General features: G+C 40.9%; 3 protein-coding genes. All 3 read left to right on the forward strand.

The genetic code is table 11. The features are described from left to right. Nucleotides 1-166: 166 nt before the first annotated feature. The 3 genes from ACUVXA_RS19750 (at nt 167) to ACUVXA_RS19760 (ending at nt 2,409) form a co-directional block, all read left to right on the forward strand. Nucleotides 167-619 carry a UPF0158 family protein gene (locus tag ACUVXA_RS19750; protein WP_445873006.1) on the forward strand — a complete coding sequence of 151 codons (453 nt, stop codon included), beginning with the start codon at nt 167-169 and terminating at the stop codon, nt 617-619. A 70-nt stretch (nt 620-689) separates the two neighbouring features. Beyond that, on the forward strand, nt 690-1,874 hold the full coding sequence (locus ACUVXA_RS19755; protein ID WP_445873007.1) for an SWIM zinc finger family protein: 1,185 nt from the start codon (nt 690-692) through the stop codon (nt 1,872-1,874). 157 nt (nt 1,875-2,031) lie between these two features. Then, nucleotides 2,032-2,409 (forward strand): hypothetical protein, encoded by a 378-nt coding sequence (locus ACUVXA_RS19760; protein ID WP_445873008.1) that lies wholly within the window; start codon nt 2,032-2,034, stop codon nt 2,407-2,409. Nucleotides 2,410-2,424 lie beyond the last annotated feature (15 nt).

Raw genomic sequence — 2,424 nt, forward strand, 5'->3', positions numbered from 1 at the left:
GCATGATACTGTGAAGCCCCAACTCTATGTAATTCTATGAATTTCTACATAGAGTGGAACCCTCAACTCAACCAGCGTAAATTTCAATAATGTGAATTTAATAATTTTTATTTATAGAAAATAGATCTGTGTTGATGTATTAGTGGTTAAAAAAGGTGGGATTTCGGTGCCTGAAAAGATTAGGGTAGTCACCGACTTTGATGAAATCTGCTGGGCCTTTGAAGATGTCTCGCTTGATAATAGGTACTACTTGGACCTTAAGACTGGCGAGATCATCTTTGTCTCAGATTTCATGGATAGGGAAGAAATCAAAGAAATTGAGGAAAAATTGGATGCGGGATTTGGAGAACGCTACATTGTGATTCCAAAAATAGAACCCAGCGAGGGCTACGAGGATATGGAGGACTTTATTGAAACGGTTCAGGACGAGGGTCTCAAAGAGAAACTCTACATAGCGATAGATGGTAGAGGCGCTTTCAGACGGTTTAAAAACGTGTTGCTGAACTATCCTGGGGAGAGGGAGAGATGGTTCAAGTTTAAGGATGCTAGAATGAGAGAACGGGTTAAAGAATGGCTAGATGCGAAGGGAATAGAAATAATGCCTCCTAAAAAATTATGACTCAGAAACGCGTCATCAGAAATAACATTTGAAAAAATTGGATAGGGATGGAATTCTTTGTGGTGGTTTTGTGGAACTGACGATAGAGAAAATACAAAGTTTGTGTACGGAGAATTCTTTTGAGCGTGGCTTGAGATACTTTAGGGAAGGCCGGGTTGAAAAGGTTGACTTTTATGGAACCACTGTAAAAGCTGTAGTCGCCGGTACACATAAGTATAGGGTCAATATACGCCTGGAAGATGATTTTAAAGCACAGTGTAATTGCCCCTACGATGGGGGCAGCTACTGTAAACATATAGTTGCAACCCTAATTGCACTATCAAAAAACTATAAAGAAATGAATGGGAAAAGGAAAAAAGAGGAAGACGCAATCAACATCATCCTTGACAGCGTAAGTTTGGAAGAGTTGAAAGAATTCCTAAGAAAGCAGTTCAAAGAGGATCCAAAGCTAAAAACACATTTCAAAATTTACTTCGCGGACAGAGGAGAAGAAAAAAGCATTCAAGATTATAAGAAGGAGATAAACCTGCTATACAAGGGGGCCGCTGGTGAGTACAGATTTACCAAGCAGGGCGCCGCAGAAGTTGACTCTACTCAAATTCGAGACTTGGCGGAACGCTTCATTCAAAAGAGAAACTTTCGGGAAGCGGCGAAAATCTATCAAGCCCTATCCGAAGTAATCGCCGAAAACATGGAGACGGTGGACGATTCTGACGGATACTACAGTGGAGAATTCTACTACGCAGTAGAAGAATTCGCGAAATGCCTGAAAGAGGCGGGGCTAAAGCATGAGGAGAAAAGAGGATACATTGATTACCTGTTCAACAGGTACCTTGAAAGCGACCCAGACTTCTTTCAAGACGTCTATGCGCAGGTACTTGAACAAGGATGCACCTCAAAAGAGGATCTGGAATACTGGAAGAAACTGCTTGAACCACACCTTCCAAAAACTCTCCCGGACAGAGATAAAAATTATCACGAATACTGCAATGCAATAGGACTCCTAAACATGCAGGCCGCTATTCTAGAAGGACTCGGTGAGAGTGGAAAAGAGGAACTTTACAAAATCCTGCAGAAATACTACCGCGAAGACGAGGACTTCTTCCTCTCGTATTTACAGCTTCTAGAAAAAGACGGAAAAACAGACCAAGCAATAAAAATCGCACATGAAGGATTAGAACTGTTCAACCATCTCACCGAAGAAATAAGCGAACTCCTAAACAAACTCTATGAAAGCCAACACCCAGAAAAATAATGAGCAAAACAGAAACAGCTTCACTAATAAGAGAACCGAAGCTATTACAAAAAGTTGAAAGGCCTCTACCCCAAAAAATGAAATAAAAAATCTGGAATACTTGCAAGCTTTATAAAGAAGGAGAGGCTTTAGAGAAAAAGTTGAGAGGTTTTAGCAGATGACTGATCCGCTCTGGCCGCCCAGCACCCAAACCATGTTTCACTGGCAGTTCGATCCGTACCGCTCAGTTTTCGAAGAGATATACAGTCAATATCCTAAGAAGAAAGAAGACGAAGCCAACCTCAAGCTGGTTCAGGAAACGAACAATCTCGAGGAATTGATAGACCTGATTCCAAGGGTAAAAGGGCATTCCCTCCTTAAGCTGGAGAATAAGTTAGCGGAGTTTTGTGGAAGAAACATTGAAGGGATAAAAACAATAATTCAAAATTTTGAATCTTCAGAAGACGGATTCCAGAAAGAGGTTCTGCTCACGGTTCTAGGCCTAATCGGTAAAAAAGAAGGGTTCACAACAGTAGAAAGATTTAATGATAAATAATACCATTCTTGGACT

This window comes from Candidatus Jordarchaeum sp., from assembly GCF_052745115.1.

Excerpts from the sequence above, each read along its gene's own strand:
- ACUVXA_RS19760 (WP_445873008.1), top strand. The coding sequence starts at position 2,032 with ATGACTGATCCGCTCTGGCCGCCCAGCACCCAAACCATGTTTCACTGG.